A 24,079-nucleotide genomic window follows, 5' to 3' on the forward strand; every position below is an offset into this window, starting at 1 on the left:
TACCCCGTCGACACCCCTCGTCTCCCCGCCGTGCCTAGCGTCACGGCATGGCGGCGAGCGGATGATCGAGCGGGTGGACCCGTTCCTGGGCACGGAGGCGACCGCGCTCCCGGAGCCGACGGGGCTCGCAGCGACGTGGTGGTCGCCGAAGCCGCAGATCGGCAACACGCACCCCGGAGCCACCTACCCCCTCGGCATGGTGTCCGCGTGCTCCTACTCCGGCGCCTATCCGACGGGCTACGGCCGCTACGACCTCGCGCTCGAGGGGGTCCCGCCGACGCTCCACGACGGCCTCGAGGCGAGCGGATTCACCCACTTCCAGCAGTCGGGCACCGGCGCGATCCGCAAGTACTACAACTACCTGCGGGTCACGCCGATGCTCGAGCCGCTCGACGAGCTCGGGCGCAGCTGGGCCCTCGAGGACGAGGTGGCGGAGCCCGGCTACTACGCGGCGACCCTCTCCTCCGGCGTGCGGGCCGAGCTCACCGTCGGGCCCGCCTCCGTGGTGCACCGCTACACCTTCCCCGAGCACCGCAGCGCCCGCGTGGTGGTCGACCTCTCCCTCGGGGGTCTGGCGATCCCGAGCGGAGCGACGGTGCCGCTGCGCGCGCAGCTGCATTCGATCTCGCCCGGCGTCGCGGCCGGCGAGGTCGTGATGGAGGGGGCGCCGCTCGCGGTGCACCTGGAGTGCGACGCCCTGCAGTGGCGGCAGATGCTCTGGTACGACCGCCGGCTGATGCCCGGCGGGACCCGGCTCGACTTCGACCACATCCGTCCCACCACGCTGCGCCCCTTCGGGCTGATGTGGGCGGGACCCAGCACGGCCGGGCAGACCGTCGAGCTCCGGATGGGCTTCTCGCTGCGGGGCACCGACCGCGCCCGCGAGAACCTGCATCGCGACGTCCCTCCTGCGGGCACCGGGTTCGACCAGCGCCGTGATCGCACCCGCAAGACGTGGCGGAAGCGCCTGCGCACGATCGCCGTCGACACCCCGTCCGCCGAGCGCGAGACGGTCTTCTCGACCGCGCTCTACCACTCGCTGATCAAGCCGTGCCTCGCTCCCTCCGAGAGCCCGTTCTGGCCGACGGACGGACCCTTCGTCTTCGACATCAGCACGATGTGGGACATCTACCGCACTCAGCTCCCGCTGCTCACGATGCTGCTGCCCGAGCGGGCGGTCGAGATCGCGGCTGCGCTCCTCACCATCTGCGAGGAGGAGGGCAACTTCCCGATCGGCTACCGGATGGCCAAGGGCAGCGACCGGTTCTCGCGCCAGGGCAGTGCCCTCGCGCACACCTTCCTCGCCGACCTCTGCCGGCTGGGGCTGCCCGGGGTCGACTGGGACGCCGCTCTCGTGCACATGAGCGAGGACCTCAAGCGGATGTACGGCGAGGAGTTCCTCGCCGCGGGGGAGGCTCACCCGATCAGCCACACGCTCGACCTGGCGCACGGCTACTGGTGCACGGCCGTCGTGGCCCGCCACGTCGGCGATCTCGAGCTCGCCGAGCAGCTCGAGGAGCGCGCCGCGCAGTGGGTGAACGCGTTCGACCTCCGCTCCGGCCTGCTCAAGGACTCGACGTATTACGAGGGCACCCGCCACAACTACTCGTTCCGCCTGCTGCACGACATGGCCGGGCGCATCGCCCTCAGCGGAGGGGACGAGGGCTTCGTCGCCCAGCTGGACGAGTTCTTCGGCTACGGAGCCGAGCCGGTCGTCCAGCCCGGGCTGCGCCCCGAGCGGAGCGAGATGCTCGCGGGAGCCGAGCTCGGACGCTTCGAGGGGCTCAACAACGAGCCCGACATGGACTCGCCGTGGGCGTACCACTACGCGGGACGGCCCGACCGGACCGCCGAGATCGTGCACGGCGTGCTGCACCAGCGGTTCGGAGCGGGCCGGGGCGGCCTGCCGGGGAACGACGACTCCGGCGGCCTCAGCTCCTGGTACGTGTGGGCGAGCCTCGGGCTGTTCCCCGTCGCCGGGCAGGGCCTGGTGCTGGTCAACGCGCCGAGCTTCGCGCGCGCGTCGGTGGCGATCGGAGGGGCCGACCTCGAGATCCGGACCACCGGCTTCGTCGAGCCCGAGCCGGGCGGGCCGGTCCAGTACGTGCAGTCGGCCGAGTTCGACGGCGCGCCCCTCCTGACGAGCGTCCTGACCGCGGCCGCCCTCCATCGCGGCGGCGAGCTGGTCCTGCACCTCGGTCCGGAGCCCTCCGACTGGGGGACCCTGCCCGAGCATCGGCCGCCCTCGTGGCCGGCGCGCCGGCACTGACCCCCGCTCGCCGTCACCCCCGCTACCACCGACCCCGCGCGTCCGGCCTCCGCCGCCGCACCCGACCGACGACCCCTGAAGGAGACCCATGGACCAGAGCACGCACGCGAACACCGTGCAGAACAGACTCGTCATCGTCGTCCGCGCCGATCCGGTGATCTGCGGGCACTCCGTCGAAGCGCGCAATCTCGCCGAGACCGCCCGGGAGCGCGGATTCGACGAGGTCCGGATCGTCACCTGGCCGATCGACCGGCTCGAGGCCGCGGGCCTCCCGCTCAAGCCGCTCGACGCCGTGCTGCCCTACAGCGACGGCATCGTCGTGGAGCGGCCGGGACCCGTGGGCGACTACAAGGTCCCGGACGGCCGCTGGCTGGCCGGGATGACCGGACGCCTGATCGAGCTGTTCACCGACGGCGTCCCGACCGTCTGCCTCTCGCTCTACCTGAGCCCGCACACGCTCGTCGTGGCCGACGCCCTCCGCGCCGCCTGGAGCACCGGACTCCCCGTCGAGGTCACCACGATCGCCGAGGCCGTCGGCTCCGACGTCACCAACGTGGTCCGCCGGGCGGTGGAGGAGGGCCGGCTGGGCGCCGCCGCCCACATCCTCTCCTCCTACCTCTCGCAGGACCACTGCGTCGCGGTGTCGGAGTACACGCGCGACCTGATCATCGAGGAGGCGGAGCGCGTCGACGCCGCGCACGGGACGCGCTTCGCTCCGCAGTGCCGGGAGCGCATCGCCGTGTCCTACCCGGCGATCGACGCGGACGCGTACCTCGACCTCGACCCCGGCGTCGTCGAGGAGGTCGTGCGGGCCCGCGGACTCCGGACCGACGGCTACGTCCTCTTCCTCTCGCGCCTGACCGAGGCGAAGGGCGTGGAGGACCTCATCACCGGTTACGAGCGCAGTGCCGTCCACGAGCGCCACGAGCTCGTCATCGCGGGTCGCGGTCCGCAGGAGGCGGAGCTGCGCCGGATCGCGGCGGCGTCGCCGCTGGCGCACCGCATCCGCTTCCTCGACGACGTCGGCGACGCGGAGAAGCCCTTCCTGATGGCGGGCTGCGCGGCGTTCGTGCTCCCGAGCAAGCCGCGGCCCGAGTTCGTCGAGACCTTCGGCATCGCGCTGGCCGAGAAGATGCTCGCCGGGGGCGGGCCGATCATCACCACGCTGACCGGCGGCATCGGCGAGGCGATCGGCGAGCACGCCTTCGTGACCCCGGTCGACAGCCCGGACACGATCGCCGCGCTCCTCGACCACGCCGTCCTCGAGCTCAGCGCCGACGATCGCGCACGCCGAGCGGCGGCCGCCCGGGAGTACGCCCTGCAGTTCGATCGGCGGGTCGTGTTCGACCGCCTCTTCGCCCGCCTGGCGCGTCCCGCCGTGGCGACGGCGTCGCTCTAGCGGCGGGAGTCCGGAGAGGCCGTCGCTGCGGCGCCCCTCGCGATGAGCACGTCCGGCGAGAGCTGGTGGCGCACGAAGCGGAGGGTGAAGCTGCGGCGGTCTCCTCCGGAGACCCGCTCGGCGAGGACGCGGATGCCGAGGACGGCGACGACGCGCCACTGCTCGGTCTCGTGGGCGACGACGGCGCAGAAGAGGTCGCCCGGGCGCACCTCGTCGACGGTGGTGGTGAGGCTGTTCGTTCCGTGGGTCATCTGGCCGCTCCTGGTTCCGGCGGACCTCGCGGACGGCGCTTCGGGTGCGCCGCGCAGCCGTCCGCCGGTCGCTCGAGAGGGGGGCCCGAGCGGCCGGCGGCCGGTCATGCGTGCGACAGCAGGGACGAGCCCGCCGGAACGACCCCGTGCCGCAGGAGCAGTGTAGGACTGCGACCCTGACCGTGGCGCGGAATGTCAACCACTTGCGAGCGCGCTCCCGGGGTTCTCTGGCCCGGAGACGACGGAACCCGCCTCCCGGGCGGGAAGGCGGGTCGTGTCGGTGTGCGGCGGCGGAGCCTGATCGGGAGCGGCTCCGGCGCGGAGGGTCAGGCGGCGGGCTCGGCGCGGCGCAGCGGGACGGCAGCGTTGCTCGTCGGCTCGGGCACGATGCGGAGGCCGGCGCCGCTGTTGGCGCGCTCCATGAGGGCCTCGACCCACTCCGGGTTGATCGTGGGCTGGCGGCTGCCCTTGAACTCGAACTGGATCGGGATGGTCGGGTGCATCCACACGCCGCGGCGGCCGGTGCCGGCCTGGGGGCTCGCGTCGAGGGTGAGCAGGAAGCGCTCGTCGCGGCGGAACTTGTTGATGATGACGATCTGGAGGTGGGCGAGGGCGCGGTCCTCGACCTCGATGGCGGCGGGGGGAGTGCCGTACAGGATGTTGCCCATGGTGTGCTCCGATCTGACGTGCGAGTGGCTGACGTCCGTCACTCTATATCGCTAGAAAGACTTCCTACTAGTTGAGCTAGCTACTTACGTCGCGGACTGCGTTTTCTGTCCATCGCCGCCGGTCGCCTCGATTCTCCGACGGACCCGGGGCGCGGCAGAAGTCCCTCGGAGTGAACTCTCGGGGACGCACGGCCACGGCCGCGTGGACGCGCGTCAGGCGCGGCGCTGCTCCAGCACGCCGTCGGCGTACTCGCCGATCGGCTCGCCCGCGAGCTCCTGGGCGGCGTCGACCGTCTCGGAGTCGGCCGGGCGCTCGACGATGTCGCGCATCGTCTGCAGGAAGCGGATGACGGTCCCGGCCTCGGAGGGGTTGAGCGTCTCGGCCGCCTCGAGCATGCGGCGGTGCATCTCGTCGAGCGTCTCGCGCACCTCGCGGTGGGAGGTGGGGGTGGCGACGATGCGGATGGCCCGGCGGTCGCTCGGGTGCGGCTCCCTGACCACGTGCCCGCTCTTGACCAGCCGGTCGATCAGCACGGTCGTGGAGGCGGAGGAGATGCCGAGGTAGGAGGCCAGGTCCTTCGGGCTGACGTGCACGCCCTTCTGCTGGCGGCGCATGAGGAACTGCACGGCCAGCAGGTCGTTCTCGCCCATGCCCATGGATCCGCGGGTCCGTCGGCGCATCGCGGCCTCCGCCGTGCGGAAGGCGCGCATCGCGGCGAGGACCTCCACCGCTCCGGGCTCGGTCGCCTCACCCGAGAACCAGAAGGCCCCGGGTCGCTTCAGCGTGACCTCATCCATGCCGAACAGTCTAGACAGTCTCGTAGCAAGAACATCTAGACAAGCCAACCTCCCCCGAGGTGCTTGCCTGGAAGGGCGGCGACCACTACGAAGGGACTACTAGTTAGACGAGCTAGTGACTCATTCGCGAAGGGAGCTGCCCGTGCTGGACGAACTCGACCGCCTGCAGCCGCTCCTGGCCGACGTCGTGGATCCGCTGGTCGGCTCCACCCTGGCCGGTCGCTACCTCGTGCTCGAGCGGGTGGGGGAGGGCGGCAGCGCCGTCGTCTACCGCGCCCGCGACCTCCGCCTCGCCCGCCAGGTCGCGGTCAAGGTCCACCGCGACGTCCCGGACACCCCCAACGAGCGGGCGCGTCGCGAGCGCGAGATCCGCTTCCTGATCGACTCGCGTCACGCCTCCGTGGTGGACGTCCTCGACCAGGGCGAGATCCCCGGCGAGGAGGGCGACCTCGCGTTCCTCGTCCTCGAGTACTTCGACCGCAGCGACCCGGCGGCCGACTGGTTCGGCTCCGGCGATGAGCGGCTCGTCGCGGAGGTCGGCGCTCAGGTGGCCGATGCTCTCGCGCACCTGCACGCGCAGGGCGTCCTCCACCGCGACGTGAAGCCCGAGAACGTCCTCGTCCGCTCGCGCGCCACCGCGTCCGGCTTCTCCGCGCACGAGGCCAAGCTCAGCGACTTCGGGATCGCCCGCTCGGTCGACGACGCCCGGCTCACCCGCTCCGACGTGCTGGTGGGCACCGCCGCGTACCTCAGCCCCGAGAGCCTCGGCTCCGGCCCGGTCGGACCGGCGTCCGACGTCTACTCGCTCGGGCTGGTCCTGCTCGAGGCCGTCTCGGGCCGCAGGGCCTACACCGGCACGACGCTCGAGATCTCGATCCAGCGCCTCCACCACGCGCCCGTCGTCCCGGAGTCGGTCCCGGCGGAGTGGCGCGAGCTGCTGACCGCGATGACCGCTCTCGATCCGGCCGACCGCCCCTCCGCCGAGGAGGTGGCACGCCGGCTCTGGGCGCGCCTGGCCGGCGGCCCCGCCGCAGCCCCCTCCCGCAGCGGAGTCACGGGCACGGTCGCCCTCGTCGCCACGGGCCTGGTCGGCGCGGTGACGGCCCTCTCGCTTACCGGCTGGCTGGGCTGAGCGCCCCGAGCGGTCCTCGTCCGCTCAGGTTCCTCGCGAGCGTGCTCCCGTAGGCTCCGGGCGACCCTCGACCGACCCCGAGCCGCGTCGCCGCGGACCGAACGGAGCCGATCCCATGAGCCCGCGCCGCCTCTTCCGCCTGCTGTCGATCGTCGAGGCGGTGACCTGGACTCTCCTGATCGTCGGGATGCTGCTGAAGTACGCGGCCGGTGCCGGCGACTGGCCGGTGAGCGTCGCCGGGCCGATCCACGGGTTCGCGTTCCTCGCCTACGGAGCCGCGGCCCTGGTGCTCGCGGTGAACCAGCGGTGGTCGGCGGGCGCGACGGCGCTCGCGGTCGTCAGCGCGGTCGTGCCCTACGCGACGGTCCCGCTGGAGCGCGGCTTCGAGCGCCGCGGCCTGCTGGAGGGCCCGTGGCGGACGCACGCCACGGACGACCCGCGCGACCGGCGCGTGACGAGCCGGCTCCTCCGCTGGGCGCTCGCGCGGCCCGTGCTCGCCGGGGCGCTGGTCCTGGCTCTGGTCGCCGTCGTCTTCGCGGCGCTGCTGGTGGTCGGCCCGCCCGGGGGCGGCGAGGCCTGATCCCGAGCGCGGCGCGCCTCAGACGGGGCGCGTCTCCGCGTCGATGAGGATCTCGGCGGCGCGACGCGCGTGCAGGGCGGCCTCCGGGGTTCCGGCGATGGCCGCGGTAGTCTGGGCGCCCTCGGCGAGGATCGCGAGCTGCGCGGCGAGCTCGGCGCCGCCACCCGCCTCCTCGGCGAGGGTCGCGAGGAAGCGCTGGAACGTCTCCTTGTGGTCGCGCGCCATCTCGGCGACCATCGGGTTCGACGAGCCGAGCTCCCCGAAGGCGTTGATGAAGCCGCAGCCGCGGAACGAGTCCTCGGAGAACCAGTCGAAGAGGAAGTCGTAGATCGCGAGCAGCTTGCCGCGAGGTCCGTCCGCCGCGGCGACCCGGGTGGTCACGCCGAGGGTCCACTGCTCGTGCCGGCCGTGCAGGACGGCGACCACCACCGACTCCTTGCTCGGGAACTCCGAGTAGAGGCGCTTCAGCGAGACGCCCGCGGCCGTGCGGAGCTCGTCCATCCCCACGGACTGGATGCCGCGCTCGTAGTAGAGCCGGTCGGCGGCCGCGAGGATCGCCTCGCGGGGAGGGCGCTCGTCGAGGATCGGGGACATCCCTCCATGGTAGGCGCTACCAGAACGGGCGTTCTCGGTCGGCTGCCGCGCTCTCCGCAGGGGGTCCGGGGATCGGACGCTGCTGCTAGCGTCGCGCTCGGGTGCGCAGGCGCCCGGGGACGGGAGGCGGACGCATGGTCGTCGCGATGCAGGCCGAGGGATTCGACGGGCCGGAGGCGCTGCGCGCCGTCGAGGTCGATCCGGGGGAGCCGACGCCCGGCAGGGTGCGGATCGCGGTGCGCGCCGCGGGCGTGAACCCGGCCGATGCGAAGCTCCTGCGCGGGATGTTCGGGCGCGGTCGGGTGCCGGTCCGGCCGGGCAGCGAGGTCTCCGGAGTCGTGACCGCGGTCGGAGTGGGGGCCGAGGGGCCGCTCGGCCCGATCCGAGTGGGCGACGAGGTCGTGGCGTTCCGGGTCTCCGGCGGCTACTCCGCCGAGCTGGTCGCGCCCGCGAGCGCGGTCCTGCCCAAGCCCGCCGGGCTCGGCTGGGCGGCGGCCGCGGGCCTGCTGCTGGCAGGGACGACCGCCGAGCACCTCGTCGAGGCCACCCGCGTCTCCTCCGGGGACACCGTCCTGGTGCACGGGGCGAGCGGGGCCGTCGGCTCGCTCGCGGTGCAGCTCGCGGTCGCCCGCGGAGCACGGGTGCTGGGCACCACGAGCGAGCGCGGCGAGGAGGTCGTCCGCCGCTTCGGCGCGGAGCCGGTCCGCTACGGCGCCGGGCTGGAGGAGCGCGTGCGCGTCTTGGCCCCCGGCGGCGTCGACGTCGCGCTGGACACGGCGGGCACCGACGAGGCGCTGGACGCCTCGGTGGCTCTGGTCGCCGACCGCTCGCGCATCGCCACTGTGGCCGGCTTCGAGCACGCCGCCCGCCTCGGCGGCATCCTGCTGCTCGGCGGCGGACCGGGAGCCGATCCCGGCACCGCGCTCCGCGACGCCGCCCGGCCGGGCCTGCTCGACCGCGCCGGTCGCGGGGAGCTCGAGGTCGTGCTCGGGCCCTCCTTCCCGCTGACCGAGGCGGCCGCCGCGCTCGCCCTCGTCGAGTCGGGCCGCGCGCGCGGCAAGACGGTCCTGCTCCCCTGAACGAGACGTCCTCCCTCGACCTGCCGGCCCTCGGGCCCTTCGACTCAGCCGGCGCCGCGAGCCTCCTCCGCAACCACGCCCTCCCCGGAGTGGAGCGGGTCTCGGCCGACGGCCGACGCCTGGAGCGCCTGCTCACCCTCGACGGGGCGCCGCGGCCGATCGTGCTCGAGGTGACGGAGACCGGGCTGCGGGTGGAGGCGGAGCCGGACGTGCTGACGCCGGCGGCCGCGGTCGTCCGAGCCTGGTTCGACCTCGACTCCGACGTGGTGGCGATCGGCGCCGAGCTCTCGCGGGACCCGCTGCTCGCCCGCTCCGTCGCGGCCCGGCCGGGGCTGCGCGCGACGCAGTACCCGGAGGCGTTCGAGGCGGCGGTCATGGCGGTCCTCGGCCAGCAGGTGTCCGTCGCCGCGGCCCGGACCTTCGGCGGACGCACCGCCGCGGCCTTCGGCGCCCCGGGGGAGCGCGGTCTCCTGGCCTTCCCCGCACCCGCCGCCCTGCTCGCCCCGGAGTTCGAGGCGCTGCGCTCGGCGATCGGGATCACCAACGCCCGGGCGCGGACGGTCCGGGCCGTCGCCGAGGCCTTCGCCGCCGGACCCGTGCTCGACCGCGCGGGCGACCTGCCGGAGCAGCGGCACGCGCTCCTCGCGATCCCGGGCATCGGGCCGTGGACGGCCGACTACCTCGCGCTCCGGTTCCTCGGCGATCCGGACGCCTTCCCCGCCGGCGACCTGGTGCTGCGGAAGGCGCTCGGCCGGGTGAGCACGGCGGAGGCGGAGGCGGCGTCGCAGGCGTGGCGGCCGCACCGGGCGCACGCGGCGTTCCACCTGTGGGCGAGCACCGGAGCGGTCTGAGCGGGTGGACGACCCGAGTCGAGAGCCGCGCCCGGACCGGCGGCCGGGACCGGCCGCCGACGGATCAGGTCAGGTACTCGACGTCGTCGTACAGGATCGGCGCGTCCTCGGCATCCGGATCCTCGACCGGGACGTCCTCGTGCTCGAGGATGACCGCGACGCCCGGGGAGACCAGCACGCAGACCTCGCGCTCGCCGGCGACCGTGAAGCTCACCATGTCGCCGCGGTTGCGCACGGCCTCGACCAGGCGCTTCTCGAGCTCCTCGGTGTCGAGGGAGACGGCGAGGAGGAAGCGGCGGCCGTCGATGCTGAGCGTGGTGCGCCGCATCGTCGCCTCGGGCCCGGGAGGCGTGCCGCGGCCCGGCGTGACCGCCTTGACCCGCAGCGACGAGGCGTGCATCCGGATGACGGCGTTCACGAGCCCGCCTCCGGGCGCGACTCGTGGTGGCGGCGGCCGCCGGAGCGGCGGTCCTCCTTCATCTCGGACTCGAAGAGGTGGCGGCGTCCGCCGGCGAGCTCGTCGCGCGCGGCGCGCTCCTGCTCCCGGAACGCGGCGTAGTAGGTGTCGTCGTAGTCCTCGACGATCTGGAAGGTCCAGCGCCCCTCGATGACGTTGCGGCCGACGAGCTCGGCCTCGATCCGCTCGGCGGTCGCGGCGTGGCCGGCCTCGCGCAGCGCGTCGACGGCCTCGCCCAGAGCGAGGTCGGCCGCGCCGGTGAGCCGGTGGAAGCCGTAGAGCAGACCGCGGGCGTGCTCGACCGTCTCGAGCGCCTCCGAGAGCTTCCCGAGCGCCGCCACGGTGGCGTCGTCGAGACCCTCCGGGCGCAGGTGCGCGGAGTCGGGGTGGTCGTGTGAGCTGCTCATCCAGGTGAGCTTAGGCCGACCTAAATGCTCTGTGACCCCCTTGCGCCGCCGCCGGGAATGGTTCGTGCCCGGAGCGGCAGGGCGGTCAGGTGCACGTCGCGGAGCACTCCGTCGTCGGCGACGGCGGTCAGGAAGGTGCAGGCCGGCTGGCGCCTCCGATCCGTCGGGGAGCCCGGATTGAGCAGGCGGAGACCCGCCGGGGAGACGGTGTCCCAGGGGATGTGGCTGTGCCCGAAGACGAGCACGTCGGCACCCGGATGGGCGGCGTCGGCGCGGGTCTCGCGGCCGGTCGCCGCTCCGGTCTCGTGCACCACGCGGACGTCGAGGCCGGCGATGCGGGCGCGCGCGACCTCGGGCAGGCGGGCGCGCAGCGGCTCCGGATCGTTGTTGCCCCACACGGCCAGCAGGAGCGCCGCCCGCTCCTCCAGCGCGTCCAGCGTCGCCTCGTCGACCCAGTCGCCCGCGTGCACGACCAGGTCGGCCTCGTCGACCGCGCGCCACACCTCGTCCGGGAGGGCCTTCGCCCGCTTCGGGAGGTGCGTGTCGGCGAGCAGGAGGAGGCGGACCGGACCGTCGACCTCGGGTGGAGAGCCGTCGGGGCCGGGCTGGAGCAGGGGCATCAGCGGGCGGGGCCGGGCGTCGGCTCCACTCCGCCGTCGGCGCCGGGCTCGGTCGCGGTGCCGGAGCTGCGGAGGCGGGCGTCGAGCGCCTCGAGGTCGGCGGCGAACCAGAGGTGGTCGCCGCGGTTCGACTCGACGACGAAGGCCTGCAGCGCGCTCGACTCCGCCACCGGCCCGCTGACGTCGCCGAGGATCACCAGCCGCTTGCCGTACGAGACGAACTTCTGCACGAACTCGCCGGCGATGCCGGAGCGCAGGCGGACGAACTCGGGGTCGAGCCGGCCGACGGGCACCACGATCGTCTCGACGTCGCCGCCGTAGGTCTCGCCGATCAGCGCGATCGCGTCGTCCGGGGTCGAGAGCGCGCCTCCGTCGTCGTCGACGAGCAGGAGGGGGACGCCCTGACGGGTCTCGGTTCTCATCGGGCCAGCCAATCACGTCGGCCGGGGAGAGGCGAGCAGTGCCGTCCGGGCCTCCGCTCGGGGCGTCCCCTCCTGCGCCGGTCGTGCTTGCGGGGACACGCCGATCAGGCGTCCGGACGGGCTGCCCGCACCGCCGCTACGAGCCCGGCAGCTCGACGCGGCGCTTGAAGCCCACGTGCGAGTCGACGAAGCCCAGGCGCAGGTAGAAGCGGTGGGCGTCGGTGCGGGCGGCGTCCGAGGTCAGCTGGACGAGCGGCGTGCGGAGCTCGATCGCAGCGACGTCCAGCACCCAGCGCATCAGGGCCGTGCCGATCCCCGCCGACCGCTCGGCGCTCGCCACCCGGACCGCTTCGACGAGCAGGCGGGAGCTGCCGCGGCGCGCCATCCCGGGGATCACGGTCAGCTGCAGCGTGCCCACCACGGCTCCGGTGCGGTCGATCGCGACCACGAGATCGTTGCCCGGGTCCTGCGCGATGCTCCGGAAGGCGGACTCGTAGGCGGCCCCGTCCTCCTCGGCGGCGACGTCTCCGCGCCCGGCGCTGATCGGGTCGTCGGAGAGGAGCCGGACGAGCGCGGGGAGGTCGTCGAGCACCGCGCGGCGGAGGAGGAGGCTCCTCTCCTCGGGGCCGGCGTCGCAGGGGAGGGTCAGGTCGGCGATCATGCCCTCATCCTCCCGCGGCCGCTCGCTGCTCCACCCCGCGAGCGGTGGTCGGAGGCGGGCAGGACGCGGCTGAGAGCGGCAGGGGGATCCTGGTGCCCGGTCCGCACGTCCACGCGCCGCGTCCCGCAGCCGACGCAGCGGACGTACACGACGACGCCCTCGCTGGTCCGGTGGGCCGACTCGGTCGTCCAGCCGTGCTCGTGCGGATCGACGGCGGGGGCGAGCGGCTCGGAGGGGTGCGGGGAGGGTGTGGAGGTGCGCATGGGAGCCACTGTGCTGTCATGGTCTTATGCAGCTCAACCCTTACGGCGAGTACGCGGTCCTGCTCGCCGCCTCCCTCGCGAACGACTGGCCGTCCGACCGCGAGGGCATCGAGGCTCGAACGCGCGAATACGGCATGACGATGGCCTTCGAGTCCGGCCCGGACGACCACGCCCGGACGCGCGACGTGATCGACGAGTGGCTGGAAGTGGTCGACGCGCCGACTCCGAGCGACCGGGCGACGTCGCTGAACCGCCAGATGGCCGCGATCGCCGCGTATCCGCGCCTGACCGACCACGACGACGAGGGCTGGCACCTGCACTACCGCGACCAGGACCAGTCCCTGGCGCACGTCCTCCACGCCGTCATCGCGGTGGGCACGGCGCTGCACCTGACGACCCGGGGGATGAGCCGCCTCCTGCGGTGCGAGGCCGGTCGGGCGCCGGGCGACCACTGCCGGAACGTCGTCGTCGACGTGACGCGGAACGGCCGGCAGCGGTACTGCTCCGTCCGCTGCGCGAACCGGGCCGCGGTCCGGCGGCACCGCCTGCGGCACGCGGAGTGAGTCCGCGCGGCCCCGTCACTCCGCCGCGTCGCCGCCCGGCTTCATCGAGAACGGGGAGTAGTGGTAGCCGTCGAGGTCGTCGAACTGGCGCTGGTACATGAAGGGGTAGTCGTCGGTGTCGCCGATCCGGCCTCCCGCGGCGGCGGCCCGCTCGACGAGCTCGTCGACGGCCGCGCGGCTGTCGAGGTCGAACGAGACGGTCACCTTCGAGGGGGTGCCGGGGGCGCCGATCAGCTCCTCGGTGGCGCCGACGCTCTCGTACATGGCGCGGCTCGCCAGCATGACGGACGTGTCGGGACCGATCGCGAAGCAGGAGACGTCCTCGCGGGACATCTCGGTGTTCAGGGTCCAGCCGAGCGCGGTGTAGAAGGCGGTGGCGCGCTCGACGTCGTCGACCGGGCAGGTGATGAAGAGGCTCATGCGCTCACCCTCGCCATCCGCGGGCGGGCCGTCAAGAGCTCCGCGAGGGAACTCCGGACGGCCCGCCGGGACTCAGCGGAACGACCGCAGCCGCAGGCTGTTCAGCACGACGAAGACGCTCGAGAACGCCATCGCGGCGCCGGCCACGAGCGGCCCCAGGAGTCCGGCCATCGCGAGCGGGATCGCGGCCACGTTGTAGGCGAAGGCCCAGAACAGGTTGCCCCGGATGACCGCGAGGGTGCGGCGCCCGAGGCGCAGGGCGTCGGGCACCCGGCCGAGGTCGTCGCCGACGAGGGTGATGTCGCTCGCCTCGATCGCCGCGTCCGATCCGGCGCCCATCGCGATCCCCACGTCCGCGGCGGCCAGCGCGGCGGCGTCGTTCACACCGTCGCCGACGAAGGCGACGTGGCGGCCCTCCGCACGGAGGCGCTCGATCACGGCGAGCTTCTCCTCCGGCAGCACCTCGGCGACGACCTCGTCGATGCCGACGGCCGAGGCGACGGCCTGCGCCGCCCGCGGGTTGTCGCCGGTCAGGACCATCACCCGCAAGCCCCGCTCGCGCAGGGCGCGGACGGTGCGGGACGCCTCCGGCCTCGGCTCGTCGCGGAGGACCGCGAAGCCGCGCAGCGCCCCCTCCCAGCCGACGCCGACGACGGTGCCGCCCTCGGCGGTCGCTCGCTCGGCGCGCTCGGCGAGACCGCCCGGCGCGAAGCCCCACTGCTCCTCCAGCCAGCGCAGCCGGCCGGCGACGACCAGGCGGCCCTCGACCCGGGCGCGCACGCCGAACCCGGTGCTGGAGCGGAATCCGGTCGCCTCGGGGACGTCGAGGTGCGCGGCCCCGGCCACGATCGCTGCGGCGAGCGGATGCTCCGACCCGCGCTCGACGGCGGCGAGCAACCGCAGGCTCTCGTCGTCGCTGGACTCGACGACCTGGAACGCGCCCGTGGTGAGCGTGCCGGTCTTGTCGAGCACGACCGTGTCGATCCGGCGCCCGGCCTCGAGCACCTCCGGCCCGCGGAGGAGGATCCCGAGCTGGGAGCCGCGGCCGGTGCCGACGAGGACGGCGGTCGGGGTGGCCAGGCCCAGCGCGCACGGGCAGGCGACGACGAGGACGGCGACGGCGGGAGAGACGGCGGCGGCGAGGTCGGCGCCGGCGATCAGCCAGCCGGCGAGGGTGGCCAGGGCGAGCACCACCACGACCGGCACGAAGACGGAGGAGACGCGGTCGGCGAGCCGCTGGATGCGCGCCTTGCCGGCCTGCGCGTCCGAGACGAGACGGCCCATCCGCGCGAGCGTGGTCTCGGAGCCGACGCGGTCGACGCGGACGGTGAGCAGGCCGTGGGCGTTGAGAACTCCGCCGGTCACGGTCGAGCCCGGGCCGACCTCGATCGGCACGCTCTCGCCGGTGAGCATGCTCGCGTCGATCGCGCTCGAGCCCTCGAGCACGGTGCCGTCGGCGGCGACGGTCTCGCCGGGGCGCACGCGGAGGACGTCGCCGACGGCGAGCGAGGACGCGGGCACGCGCTCGTCCTGTCCGTCGGCGGCGACGCGCACGGCGTCCTTCGCGCCGAGGCGGAGGAGCGCCCGGAGCGCCGCACCGGCGTCGCGCTTCGACCGCGCCTCCAGGTAGCGGCCGGCCAGCACGAGGACAGGGACGGCGGCGGCGACCTCGAGGTAGATCTCGTCGTGGCCGGACCGGCTGCCCAGCAGCTCGAACGGCATGCTCATGCCCGGCCGCCCGGCGTCGCCGAGGAACAGAGCCCAGACCGACCAGGCGAAGGAGGCGCTGACACCGAGGCTGATCAGGGTGTCCATGGTGGTGGAGCCGTGCCGCAGCGCCCGCCAGGCGTTGCGGTGGAAGGGGAGCGCGCCCCAGACCGCGACCGGCGAGGCGAGGGCGAGGCACAGCCACTGCCAGTTCGCGAACTGCAGCGGCGGGATCATCGAGAGCAGGACCACCGGCACGGCGAGCAGGGCGGAGACGCGGAGCCGGGTGCGCAGGGCGCGCCGCTCGCGGTCGTCGTCGCTCTGCTCCTCCTGCTCCTCCGCGGGAGCCGCCTCGCCGGTGGAGGGGACCGTCGCGCTGTAGCCCGCGGCCTCGACGGCGGCGATCGCGTCGGCCGGAGTCGTGCCGGGCGGGAGGGTCAGCGTCGCGCGCTCGAGGGCGAGGTTGACGGTCGCGTGGACGCCGGGGAGCGCGTCGAGGCGCTTCTCGACCCGCGCGACGCAGGAGGCGCAGGTCATCCCTCCGATGGCGAGCTCGAGCGGGGTGCCGGTGGTCTCGGCCACGTCAGCTCAGGGGAGCGAGGCGGTAGCCCGCGTCGGCGACGGCGGCGGCGATCTCCTCGCGGCCGAGCGGCCGGGAGGAGCCGACCGTGACGGTCGAGACCCCGTCGGGGGCGAGGGACACGTCGACCGCCGAGACCTCGGGGTAGGCGGCGAGCTCCTCGGTGACGCTGCGGACGCAGTGCTCGCAGGTCATGCCCGCGACGCCGAAGCTCTGCACGGACGCGGCGGACAGGGAGCCCTGCGCCGCGTGGCCGGCGTCGGAGCGGCCGGCGCCGCCGTGGCCGCCGCACGCGCAGGCGCCGCCTCCGCCGCAGCCGCACCCTCCCGTCGATCCGCTCGCGGTCAGGCCGAGGTCGATCCTGGTGCTCATGGGTCCTCCTGTGTGGTGCGTCCGGTCCGATCCGGTCGATCGGCTCGGTGGGCGTCCGGTCGGCACGCCGGTCGCGGCATACCCCCGGGGGGTACTCCATGGTAAGCCCGCCGAGCCCTCTCGGCAAGGCGGGAGGGCGGAGGAGGGATGATCTCAGGGGCGGCTCGGAGCCGCGCGAGGAGGGAGGGGCGCATGGATCCCGCATCGACGCCGCACTGGGGCGAGCCCCCGCCGCGCACGCCGCCGGCGGTCCCGCTGCCCCCGCGCACGCGGTTCGAGCCGACGGCGCTGCTCGCCGCGCCCCTGCCCGCCCCGGCCGCCGTCCGGGCCCGGGTCCGTCAGGCCGCCCCGGAGCGGCAGCGCCGGCTGGCGGCGCTCGCCGCGGTCACCGAGGGGTTCGCCGTCCTGCGCACTCCCGAGCTCGCCCGGGCGCTGCGCCGGATCGCGGCACCCGCCTCCGCCGCTCCGGCCGCCGCCGCCGCGGTGCTGGCCGTCGGCCGCGACGGACTCGAGCTCGCCGCCGAGCGCGCAGACGCCCTGCGCATCGCCGAGTGGGATCGGATCGTCTCGGTGGGCGTCGGCACCTCGCCCTCGGGTGCCCACCGGGTCCGCGCGCTGGTCCTGGCGGTCCTCGCCCCGCCGCCCGCCTCCGCCGTCCTGCGTGCGGCGAGGCGGCGCCCGCGCACCGTCCTCGTGCCCCTGGTCGTCGCCGCCCCGGCCGCCCTCGGCTGGCGCGTGGCCGACGACCGCACGTTCCTCCTCGCTCTCGAGCGCCTCCAGCGCGCCCTCGAGGAGCGTGCCCGGTGAAGGCGCGGTTCCGCTTCGCCCTCGCGGCCGTCGCCGTGCTCGGCCTGGGCCTGGCACTGCGGTTCGTGCTCACGGGGCTGCTCGCCGACCTCGCCGGCGGAGTGGCCTACGTCGTGCTGGTGGCGCTGCTGATCGCGGTGCTCCTGCCGCGAATCCCGGGCGTGACGGCTGCCGGGATCGCGTTGGCCTGGTCGATCGCGATGGAGCAGCTGCAGGCGATCGGAGTCGCAGCGCGCCTGGTCGAGCTGTGGGCGCCGCTCCGCCTCGTCGTCGGCACCACCTTCTCCTGGCTCGACATCGCGGCCTACGTCCTCGGCGCGGTCGTCGCCGCGGCCGTGCACCTCGCCGTCGCTCCGCGCGAGCAGTCCGCCTGACGGGAGTCCGCGCCCCCCGTCTTCTGTTCGCCCGTCGGCCGGGCTGCCGCGGGGCGTCCCGGCGTCCGCCGAGGCGCCGGCCTCGCCCACCGGACCGCCGAGGTGTTCGTGCGCTCCCCGAGGCGCCGCCGTCCCCGCGGTGCCTCGCCGGCGGACGCGGTGTCTCGCCGCAGGAGCGACGCCGACCGGAGGAGCGACGCCGACCGCCGGAGCGGCGCGGTCCCTCCGCCCCCGCGCCCCTGATTAGGGTGAAGCCATGAGCGAGCCGGCACTCCCCGAGACGACGGCCCCGCGGGCCTCGGCCCCGCACGACCACCGCCGCGACCGGCGCATCCCCGAGCCCGTCGACCGGTTCGCCACCGGCGAGGAGTACCCCGAGTACCGCGTCGACCTGGAGCGGATCCGCTTCTCGCCCTACTTCGCCCGCCTCTCCGCGGTGACCCAGGTCATCTCGCCCTCGGGCGTCGGCCAGGTCGTGCACAACCGGCTCACGCACTCGATCAAGGTCACCGCGGTCGCCCGCGCGATCGCGATGCAGCTGACCACCACCGATCCCGCCCAGCGCGAGCTGGTCGAGCGGCTCGGCGGCTGCGACCCGGTGGTCGTGCAGGCCGCGGCCAGCGCGCACGACCTCGGCCACCCTCCGTTCGGCCACCTCGGCGAGCAGGCGCTCGACCGCCTCGCGCGCGAGCGGCTGGGGCTCGCGGAGGGCTTCGAGGGCAACGCGCAGTCGTTCCGGATCCTCTCCGAGCTCGACGTCTGCGAGACGGTGGAGGTGGGGCTGAACCTCACCGCCGCCTCCCGAGCCGCCGTGCTCAAGTACCCGTGGGGGCGGACGGTCCACCGCCCCGGCATCGACTCCGCCAACCCGACCGAGCTGCCCCGCGGCTCGACCGCCAGCCGGTGGGAGACCGCGCCGCCGAAGTTCTCGGCGTACACCCTCGACCTCGACGACCTGCTCGACGCCCGCTCAGGCTTCGCCGCGATCGCCCCCTGGCAGCAGACCCTCGAGTGCTCGGTGATGGACGTCGCCGACGACATCGCCTACTCGCTGCACGACCTCGACGACTTCTACCGCGCGGGAGTGCTGCAGCAGGCGGCCGTCGCCGTGGAGTTCCGCGCGTTCCTCCGCGAGCAGAACGCGCTCGCCGCCCTCGACGCCGAGGAGCTGTGGGCGCGCGCCCCCGGGCACTCGCTCGAGATGCTCCGCCGGAGGCTCGTGGCCCGCGACCCGTGGATCGCGAGCGACGAGCACTTCCGCGCCTCCGTGGAGCGGGTGTCGACCGAGCTGGTCGAGGGGCTCCTCGCGCTCCCGTTCGACGGATCGACGCGCACCGAGCGCGCGATCGAGGCGTTCGTCTCCTCCTGGATCGGCCGTCTGCAGCGCTCCGTGGTGGTGCTCGCCGAGCCGAACGTGCGCTCGGGCCACCTCTCCCTCCTCCCCGACGCCTGGCACGACGTGGCCGTGCTGAAGTTCGTGCACACCCGCTTCGTGATCGACCGGCCGGACTTCGCCACCTACCAGCGCGGCCAGTCGCAGGTGCTCGAGACGCTGGTGACCCACCTCGACGCCTGGCTCGAGGACCCGCGCGACGGCTCGCGGGCTCCGCAGAAGCTGCTCGACCTGATCGAGCTCGCGACCGACGGCTACTTCCGCCTGCGCGCCGACCACCCCGACTGGCTCCCGGCGGACGAGCGCGGCCGGCCGACTTCCGACCCGGCCGCGCTGCAGCGGCTCGGCCGGGGGCGCGGTGTGGTCGACTACGTCGCGACCCTGACCGATGAGCAGGCGATGGCGCTCGCCGCCCGCCTCCGCGGCGATCGCGAGCCGTGGGCGATGGGGACCTGACGCCCCGGCGGGTGGGTTGACACCGCGCGTCGCGTGTGACCTCGGCGGCTCCTCGCCCGTCGTTCCGGGGGAGGAGCATCCGCCGGGCCGCCGAGGACGCGTTCCGCGACCGCCCAGCGGGCGTCCAGGAAGCGCAGCCTGAACGACAGCGTAAAATCACGGAGGCACATGCCAGGATCGACAACTCGACAGGGAGTTCCGTTGGACGGAAACGCAACGACCACGCACCGCAACGTCGCATTGCTGTCCGTCGCGACCACGCTGGCTCCGCGCGTGACCACCTCGGCCGAGATCGAGGCGCGGCTCGCTCCGGCGCTCAAGCGCCTGCGGCTCCCCACCGGGCTCCTCCAGCGCGTCGCCGGAGTGCACGAGCGCCGCAACTGGGGCACCGAGCAGGGCTTCGACGGAGCGGCGATCGACGCGGGCAAGCGCGCTCTCGCCGAGGCCGGCGTCCGCGCCGACCAGATCGGCCTGATCATCAACACGTCGGTGACCCGCAAGCACCTCGAGCCCTCGGTCGCCGTGCGCCTGCACCACGGGCTCGGCCTGCCCTCGTCGGCCATCAACTTCGACATCGCGAACGCGTGCCTCGGCTTCGTCAACGGCATGACCCTCGCCGCGCAGCTGATCGACTCCGGCCAGATCCGCTACGCGCTCATCATCGACGGCGAGGACGCCGACGAGATCCAGGTCAACACCATCGAGCGCCTGAGCCGCGAGGGCGTCAAGCGCAAGGACTTCATGAGCGAGTTCGCGAGCCTGACCCTCGGCTCCGGCGCCGCCGCGGCCGTCCTCGGCCCGGCCGACGAGCACCCCAAGGGCCACCGCATCCTCGGCGGCATCACCCGCGCGGCCACGCAGTTCAACGAGCTCTGCGTCGGCAGCGTCGACGGCATGTTCACGGACGCGAAGGCGCTGCTCAAGGGCGGCATGGAGCTCGTCCTCTCGGCGTGGAAGGAGGCCACCCGCGACTGGAACTGGAGCGGGATGGACCGCTACATCACGCACCAGGTGTCGGACGTGCACACCGACGCCCTGGTGAAGGCCGTCGGCATCGACCGCAGCCGCGTCCCCACGACCTACCCCACCCTCGGCAACGTCGGCCCGGCGTCGATCCCGATCACCCTGGCCCAGGAGGCCGAGACCCTGCAGCCCGGCAACCGGGTGCTGCTCATCGGAGTGGGCTCGGGCATCAACACCGCGATGCTCGAGATCGCCTGGTGACCGCGCCTCACCCGGCCGAGCGGATCCGCGGAGCGCTCGGCTCCACGGCCGCCGCGCAGCTGCCCCCGGCCGGGCTCGACGGGCTCGATCCCGCGTGGTCGCGCCTCGTCGACGCTCCGGACGCCCAGGGCGTGCCGCGCCGCTGGCACCTGCTCGACACGGGCGAGGCCCTCGGCACGGAGCCCGTCGGCACCGTCCTCTGCGTGCACGGCAACCCCACCTGGTCCTACCTCTGGCGCCGCCTCGCGGCCGCCACGCTCGAGTCCGCCCGCCGGGGAGGCCCCGCCTGGCGGGTGGTCGCTGTCGACCAGCTCGAGATGGGCTTCTCCGAGCGGACCGGCGCCCTGCACACGCTCGCCGACCGCGTGCGCGAGCTCGCCAACCTCACCGACGTGCTCGGCCTCGACGACGTGGTCACCCTCGGCCACGACTGGGGCGGAGTCGTCTCGCTGGGCTGGGCGGTGGACCACCCGGAGCAGCTGCGCGCCACGATGCTCCTGAACACCGCGATCCACCAGAGCGCCGACGAGCCGATCCCGGCCCCGCTCCGGCTCGCGCTCGCCTCGGGCGTGCTCGGCGCCTCGACGGTCGGCACGCCGGCCTTCCTCGAGACGACCCTCGCGCTGGGGCACCCCGCGCTGCCCTCCGCGGTGAAGGAGGGGTACCGCGCTCCCTACCGGTCCGCGTCGCGCCGCGGCGGAGTGGGCGGCTTCGTCGCCGACATCCCGGTCGACTCCGCGCACCCGAGCGACCCGGAGCTGCAGCGCATCGCCGAGGGCGTCAGCGCCCTGACGACGCCGGCCCTGATGCTCTGGGGCCCGCTGGACCCGATCTTCTCCGACCGCTACCTCGACGACCTCGTCGACCGCCTCCCGCACGCGCAGGTCCACCGCTACGAGGGAGCGGGCCACCTGGTGGCCGAGGACGTCGACTACTCGTCCGCCGTCCTCACCTGGCTGGGCGACCTCTCCGACGGCGAGGAGCCGTTCGGCGGCGACCCCGCCCCCGACGTCCGACGCCCGACCGCGCCGGTCGAGCCGCTCTGGGCGCACCTCGACCGCAATGCGCAGGACGACTCGCTCGCCCTGGTCGAGATGGCGCCTCCCGGAGGCGGCGGGCCCCGCTCGGTCTCGTGGCGCCTGCTCTCGCAGCGGGTCCGCGAGCTCGCCGCCGGGCTCCGCGCCTCCGGCGTCTCCCCGGGCGACCGCGTCTCGCTCCTCGTGCCGCCCGGTGCCGACCTGACGGCGCTGCTCTACGCGTGCCTGCGCATCGGAGCCGTCGTGGTCGTCGCCGACGCGGGCCTGGGCCTGCGCGGTCTCACCCGCGCGGTCCGCGGTGCCTGGCCGGATCTGGTGGTCGGCGCCCTGCCCGGCCTCGCCGTCGCGCGGGCCCTCCGCTGGCCCGGCGGCCGGGTCTCGACGCAGACCCTGCCCCGCGCCTCCGCCTCGGCCCTCGGGGTCGACACCTCGCTCGGGCAGCTGATCGAGCTCGGCCGCGCCGAGCTGGCCGCCGACCCGGAGGCGCTGGGCGAGGCTCCCGCCGCCGACGCCGTAGCCGCGATCCTGTTCACCTCCGGCTCGACCGGCCCCGCCAAGGGCGTCGTCTACACGCACCGCCAGCTCGCCGGCGTCCGCGACGCGCTCGCCCGCCAGTACGGGATCGGACCGGGCACCGGGCTCGTCGCGGGCTTCGCGCCCTTCGCCCTGCTCGGTCCCGCGCTGGGCACGCGCTCCGCCACACCGGACATGGACGTCACCGCGCCCCGAACGCTCACCGCGGCCGCCGTCGCCGCGGCCGCCGCCCGGGTCGACGCGACCGTGCTGTTCCTCTCGCCGGCCGCACTGGCCAACGTCGTGGCCACAGCCGGCGCGCTCGACACTGACGACCACCGCGCCCTCGCCGGCGTGCGCACCTTCCTCTCGGCCGGCGCCCCCGTCTCGGCGGGACTGCTCGGCGAGGCGCAGGCGCTCATGCCGAACGCCTCCGCCCGCACTCCCTACGGCATGACCGAGGGGCTGCTGCTCACCGACGCGTCGCTGGAGGGCATCCGCGAGGCCGCCGCCGATGACGATCCGCGCGGCGGCGTCTGCGTGGGCGTGCCCGCCGCGGGCGTCCGGCTGCGGATCGCCCCGCTCGACGCCGACGGCCGCGCCACGGACGAGCCGGAGGAGATCACCGGCACGACCGGCGAGATCGTCGTCTCGGCAGGTCACGTCGAGGACCACTACGAGCGCCTCTGGCTCACCGACCGTGCCGCCCGCGTCGGCGCCGTCCCGGGCGAGCGCTGGCACCGCACCGGGGACGTCGGGCGGATCGACTCCGCCGGCCGCCTCTGGGTCGAGGGCAGGATGCCGCACGTCGTCGTCACGCCCGACGGTGTGGTCACGCCGGTCGGACCCGAGCAGCGGATCGAGGCGCGCGTCGCCTCGGTCGCCCGCGCCGCGATCGTCGGAGCCGGCCCGCGCGGAGTCGCGCAGCTGGTCACCGTGGTCGAGCTGCGCTCGGGCGCGCGCCGCGTGGTGCTGGCCGAGGAGGCCCTCGCCGCCGAGGTGCGCGCGGCCGTCGACCGGCCCGTCGCCGCGGTGCTGGTCGTCCCGGCGCTGCCCACCGACGTCCGCCACAACTCCAAGATCGACCGGGCCGCGCTCTCGCGCTGGGCCGAGGGCGTGCTCGCCGGCGGCCGGATGGTGGCGCCGTGAGGGTCCTGGTCACCGGCGCGAGCGGCCTGCTCGGCGGTGCGGTGGCCGCGGGCCTCGTCGCCCAGGGGCACGAGGTCCGCACCTTCCAGCGCCGGCCCTCCGGGGTCGCGGGCGTCGAGGAGGCGCGTGGCTCGCTGACGGATCCGCGCGCGGTCGAGGAGGCCGTCGACGCGGCCGAGGGCGTCGTCCACCTCGCCGCGAAGGTCTCGCTCGCCGGCGATCCGGGCGACTTCGACCGTGTGAACATCGACGGCACCCGGCGTCTGCTCGCCGCCGCCGCCCGCGCCGGCGTGAGCCGCTTCGTCCAGATCTCGTCGCCCTCCGTCGCCCACTCCGGCTCCTCGATCACCGGCGACGACGCCGAACCCGCCGATCCGGACCGGGCCCGCGGCGACTACGCGCGCACCAAGGCCCGCGCCGAGCTGCTGGCCCTCGCTGCCGACGCCCCCGGCTTCGCGGTGGTCGCCGTGCGCCCGCACCTGGTCTGGGGTCCGGGCGACACCCAGCTCGTCGCCCGCATCGTCGAGCGGGCGCGCGCCGGCCGTCTGCCGCTCCTCGGGCACGGCCAGGCGCTGATCGACTCCACCTACATCGACAACGCCGCCTCGGCGATCGTCGCCGCTCTCGGGCGGGCGGAGGAGGTGCACGGCCGCTCCTACGTCGTCACCAACGGCGAGCCGCGCCCGGTCGCCGAGCTGCTCGCCGGGATCTGCCGCGCCTCGGGCGTCGAGCCGCCGCGCTGGTCCGTCCCCGCCTCCGTCGCCCGCGCCGCGGGCTCGCTCGTCGAGCGCGTGTGGGCCGTGCGGCCCGGCGCCGATGAGCCGCCGATGACCCGCTTCCTCGCCGAGCAGCTCTCGACCGCGCACTGGTTCGACCAGCGCCGCACGCGCGCCGATCTGCAGTGGAGCCCGTCGGTCACCCTCGACGAGGGACTGGCCCGTCTGTCCGCCGCCCGCTGAGGCGCCGGCTCCCGAGACAGAGGAACGGACGGGACCCCGTCGCCGAGGCGAGGGGTCCCGTCCGTCCGGGGGCT

General features: G+C 74.7%; 26 protein-coding genes. 13 read left to right on the forward strand and 13 right to left on the reverse strand.

What is annotated here, in order from left to right; genetic code table 11:
- The first annotated feature begins 73 nt into the window (after nucleotides 1-73).
- A complete protein-coding gene (locus C5C37_RS02950; protein ID WP_258074017.1) occupies nucleotides 74-2,269 on the forward strand; it encodes a glycoside hydrolase domain-containing protein in 2,196 nt (731 codons plus the stop codon).
- 88 nt (nucleotides 2,270-2,357) lie between these two features.
- Nucleotides 2,358-3,668 carry a glycosyltransferase gene (locus C5C37_RS02955; protein WP_104328867.1) on the forward strand — a complete coding sequence of 437 codons (1,311 nt, stop codon included), beginning with the start codon at nucleotides 2,358-2,360 and terminating at the stop codon, nucleotides 3,666-3,668.
- Here C5C37_RS02955 and C5C37_RS02960 read toward each other — a convergent pair.
- From C5C37_RS02960 to C5C37_RS02970, 3 genes are all read right to left on the reverse strand, one after another.
- A complete protein-coding gene (locus tag C5C37_RS02960) occupies nucleotides 3,665-3,919 on the reverse strand; it encodes a hypothetical protein (RefSeq protein ID WP_104246999.1) in 255 nt (84 codons plus the stop codon). The two genes, C5C37_RS02955 and C5C37_RS02960, sit on opposite strands and share 4 nt — an antisense overlap.
- Before the next feature lie 326 nt (nucleotides 3,920-4,245).
- The gene (locus C5C37_RS02965; RefSeq protein WP_104224199.1) at nucleotides 4,246-4,587 is read right to left on the reverse strand and encodes an ATP-dependent DNA ligase; all 342 of its coding nucleotides are present in this window, start codon (nucleotides 4,585-4,587) and stop codon (nucleotides 4,246-4,248) included.
- Between the two features lie 213 nt (nucleotides 4,588-4,800).
- Nucleotides 4,801-5,385: a MarR family winged helix-turn-helix transcriptional regulator gene (locus C5C37_RS02970; RefSeq protein WP_104224167.1), complete on the reverse strand. Its 585-nt coding sequence runs from the start codon at nucleotides 5,383-5,385 to the stop codon at nucleotides 4,801-4,803.
- Between the two features lie 142 nt (nucleotides 5,386-5,527).
- Between C5C37_RS02970 and C5C37_RS02975 the strand changes: the two genes are divergently transcribed.
- Nucleotides 5,528-6,517, forward strand: a complete 990-nt coding sequence (locus tag C5C37_RS02975; RefSeq protein ID WP_181127363.1) for a serine/threonine-protein kinase — start codon at nucleotides 5,528-5,530, stop codon at nucleotides 6,515-6,517.
- 115 nt (nucleotides 6,518-6,632) lie between these two features.
- Complete coding sequence (locus tag C5C37_RS02980) at nucleotides 6,633-7,097, forward strand: DUF3817 domain-containing protein (RefSeq protein WP_104225947.1); 465 nt, start codon at nucleotides 6,633-6,635, stop codon at nucleotides 7,095-7,097.
- Between the two features lie 18 nt (nucleotides 7,098-7,115).
- Here C5C37_RS02980 and C5C37_RS02985 read toward each other — a convergent pair whose 3' ends face one another.
- Entirely contained in the window at nucleotides 7,116-7,691 is a 576-nt protein-coding gene (locus C5C37_RS02985) for a TetR/AcrR family transcriptional regulator (protein WP_104224170.1), read from the reverse strand.
- A gap of 134 nt (nucleotides 7,692-7,825) precedes the next feature.
- On the opposite strand from C5C37_RS02985, the gene C5C37_RS02990 reads away from it, so the two are divergent.
- Nucleotides 7,826-8,770: an NADP-dependent oxidoreductase gene (locus C5C37_RS02990; protein ID WP_258074018.1), complete on the forward strand. Its 945-nt coding sequence runs from the start codon at nucleotides 7,826-7,828 to the stop codon at nucleotides 8,768-8,770.
- A gap of 20 nt (nucleotides 8,771-8,790) precedes the next feature.
- The gene (locus C5C37_RS02995; protein WP_258074025.1) at nucleotides 8,791-9,621 is read left to right on the forward strand and encodes a DNA-3-methyladenine glycosylase; all 831 of its coding nucleotides are present in this window, start codon (nucleotides 8,791-8,793) and stop codon (nucleotides 9,619-9,621) included.
- A 64-nt stretch (nucleotides 9,622-9,685) separates the two neighbouring features.
- On the opposite strand, the gene C5C37_RS03000 is transcribed toward C5C37_RS02995, so the two are convergent.
- The 6 genes from C5C37_RS03000 to C5C37_RS03025 all read right to left on the reverse strand — a co-directional run bounded on the left by C5C37_RS03000 (nucleotide 9,686) and on the right by C5C37_RS03025 (nucleotide 12,451).
- Nucleotides 9,686-10,039, reverse strand: coding sequence for a hypothetical protein (locus C5C37_RS03000; RefSeq protein ID WP_104338442.1), 354 nt, complete (start codon nucleotides 10,037-10,039; stop codon nucleotides 9,686-9,688).
- Nucleotides 10,036-10,485, reverse strand: a complete 450-nt coding sequence (locus C5C37_RS03005; RefSeq protein WP_104224173.1) for a hypothetical protein — start codon at nucleotides 10,483-10,485, stop codon at nucleotides 10,036-10,038. Before C5C37_RS03005 ends, C5C37_RS03000 begins: the two co-directional genes overlap by 4 nt.
- 20 nt (nucleotides 10,486-10,505) lie before the next feature.
- Nucleotides 10,506-11,105 carry a metallophosphoesterase gene (locus C5C37_RS03010; RefSeq protein ID WP_104257132.1) on the reverse strand — a complete coding sequence of 200 codons (600 nt, stop codon included), beginning with the start codon at nucleotides 11,103-11,105 and terminating at the stop codon, nucleotides 10,506-10,508.
- Nucleotides 11,105-11,527 carry a DUF4180 domain-containing protein gene (locus C5C37_RS03015; RefSeq protein ID WP_104338443.1) on the reverse strand — a complete coding sequence of 141 codons (423 nt, stop codon included), beginning with the start codon at nucleotides 11,525-11,527 and terminating at the stop codon, nucleotides 11,105-11,107. The genes C5C37_RS03010 and C5C37_RS03015 overlap by 1 nt, the downstream gene beginning before the upstream one ends.
- A gap of 136 nt (nucleotides 11,528-11,663) precedes the next feature.
- On the reverse strand, nucleotides 11,664-12,188 hold the full coding sequence (locus C5C37_RS03020; RefSeq protein ID WP_104262384.1) for a GNAT family N-acetyltransferase: 525 nt from the start codon (nucleotides 12,186-12,188) through the stop codon (nucleotides 11,664-11,666).
- A complete protein-coding gene (locus C5C37_RS03025; protein WP_104247006.1) occupies nucleotides 12,185-12,451 on the reverse strand; it encodes a hypothetical protein in 267 nt (88 codons plus the stop codon). The genes C5C37_RS03020 and C5C37_RS03025 overlap by 4 nt, the downstream gene beginning before the upstream one ends.
- A 26-nt stretch (nucleotides 12,452-12,477) precedes the next feature.
- Here C5C37_RS03025 and C5C37_RS03030 point away from each other — a divergent pair, with 26 nt between their 5' ends.
- Complete coding sequence (locus tag C5C37_RS03030) at nucleotides 12,478-13,014, forward strand: CGNR zinc finger domain-containing protein (RefSeq protein WP_104262385.1); 537 nt, start codon at nucleotides 12,478-12,480, stop codon at nucleotides 13,012-13,014.
- A gap of 15 nt (nucleotides 13,015-13,029) precedes the next feature.
- On the opposite strand, the gene C5C37_RS03035 is transcribed toward C5C37_RS03030, so the two are convergent.
- From C5C37_RS03035 to C5C37_RS17800, 3 genes are all read right to left on the reverse strand, one after another.
- The gene (locus tag C5C37_RS03035; protein WP_104247008.1) at nucleotides 13,030-13,434 is read right to left on the reverse strand and encodes a VOC family protein; all 405 of its coding nucleotides are present in this window, start codon (nucleotides 13,432-13,434) and stop codon (nucleotides 13,030-13,032) included.
- 72 nt (nucleotides 13,435-13,506) lie between these two features.
- Nucleotides 13,507-15,723: a cation-translocating P-type ATPase gene (locus tag C5C37_RS03040; RefSeq protein WP_258074019.1), complete on the reverse strand. Its 2,217-nt coding sequence runs from the start codon at nucleotides 15,721-15,723 to the stop codon at nucleotides 13,507-13,509.
- A gap of 1 nt (nucleotide 15,724) precedes the next feature.
- The gene (locus C5C37_RS17800) at nucleotides 15,725-16,093 is read right to left on the reverse strand and encodes a heavy-metal-associated domain-containing protein (RefSeq protein WP_104233449.1); all 369 of its coding nucleotides are present in this window, start codon (nucleotides 16,091-16,093) and stop codon (nucleotides 15,725-15,727) included.
- Between the two features lie 192 nt (nucleotides 16,094-16,285).
- Between C5C37_RS17800 and C5C37_RS17380 the strand changes: the two genes are divergently transcribed.
- The 6 genes from C5C37_RS17380 to C5C37_RS03070 all read left to right on the forward strand — a co-directional run bounded on the left by C5C37_RS17380 (nucleotide 16,286) and on the right by C5C37_RS03070 (nucleotide 24,005).
- Nucleotides 16,286-16,900 carry a hypothetical protein gene (locus C5C37_RS17380; RefSeq protein ID WP_104261052.1) on the forward strand — a complete coding sequence of 205 codons (615 nt, stop codon included), beginning with the start codon at nucleotides 16,286-16,288 and terminating at the stop codon, nucleotides 16,898-16,900.
- Nucleotides 16,897-17,274, forward strand: coding sequence for a DUF2809 domain-containing protein (locus tag C5C37_RS17385; RefSeq protein ID WP_104262387.1), 378 nt, complete (start codon nucleotides 16,897-16,899; stop codon nucleotides 17,272-17,274). The genes C5C37_RS17380 and C5C37_RS17385 overlap by 4 nt, the downstream gene beginning before the upstream one ends.
- Nucleotides 17,275-17,530: 256 nt before the next feature.
- Nucleotides 17,531-19,123 (forward strand): deoxyguanosinetriphosphate triphosphohydrolase family protein, encoded by a 1,593-nt coding sequence (locus C5C37_RS03055; RefSeq protein ID WP_104338444.1) that lies wholly within the window; start codon nucleotides 17,531-17,533, stop codon nucleotides 19,121-19,123.
- Nucleotides 19,124-19,291: 168 nt separating this feature from the next.
- Complete coding sequence (locus C5C37_RS03060) at nucleotides 19,292-20,347, forward strand: 3-oxoacyl-ACP synthase III (RefSeq protein WP_104225938.1); 1,056 nt, start codon at nucleotides 19,292-19,294, stop codon at nucleotides 20,345-20,347.
- Nucleotides 20,344-23,046, forward strand: coding sequence for an alpha/beta fold hydrolase (locus tag C5C37_RS03065; protein ID WP_258074021.1), 2,703 nt, complete (start codon nucleotides 20,344-20,346; stop codon nucleotides 23,044-23,046). The genes C5C37_RS03060 and C5C37_RS03065 overlap by 4 nt, the downstream gene beginning before the upstream one ends.
- Nucleotides 23,043-24,005: an NAD(P)-dependent oxidoreductase gene (locus tag C5C37_RS03070; protein ID WP_104224184.1), complete on the forward strand. Its 963-nt coding sequence runs from the start codon at nucleotides 23,043-23,045 to the stop codon at nucleotides 24,003-24,005. Before C5C37_RS03065 ends, C5C37_RS03070 begins: the two co-directional genes overlap by 4 nt.
- The last annotated feature ends 74 nt before the right edge of the window (nucleotides 24,006-24,079 follow it).

This window comes from Rathayibacter sp. AY1F9 (genome assembly GCF_002932155.1).
Classification (GTDB): domain Bacteria; phylum Actinomycetota; class Actinomycetes; order Actinomycetales; family Microbacteriaceae; genus Rathayibacter.